This window comes from Sulfitobacter sp. 15WGC, from assembly GCF_005068605.1.
Classification (GTDB): domain Bacteria; phylum Pseudomonadota; class Alphaproteobacteria; order Rhodobacterales; family Rhodobacteraceae; genus Sulfitobacter; species Sulfitobacter faviae.
In genome coordinates, this window is sequence record NZ_SZNL01000128.1 from 1 (window position 1) to 255 (window position 255).

Genomic DNA, 255 nt, shown 5'->3' on the forward strand with positions numbered 1-255 from the left:
ACTTCAGTGCGCAGGGTGGCAAGCGTCGCCTTGACGATGCGCTGATCGGGCCAGCTTGCACGCCAGACCACGGCGACGGGGCAATCGGCACCGTAATGCGGGGTCAGTTCTTCGACGACTTTATCAAGCACATGCACCGACAGGTGGATGGCCAGCGTCGCTCCAGTGCGGGCGAAATTGGCCAGGGTCTCGCCTTCGGGCATCGCCGTGGCGCGGCCCGAGGTGCGGGTCAGGATCACCGATTGCGCCACGCCC

1 protein-coding gene is annotated in these 255 nt (G+C 65.9%); it reads right to left on the reverse strand.

Annotated features, from left to right (window positions below; all coding sequences use genetic code 11):
• Positions 1 to 255: SAM-dependent methyltransferase (locus tag FCK22_RS18255; RefSeq protein WP_248646600.1), on the reverse strand; the 255-nt coding region annotated here is incomplete at both ends.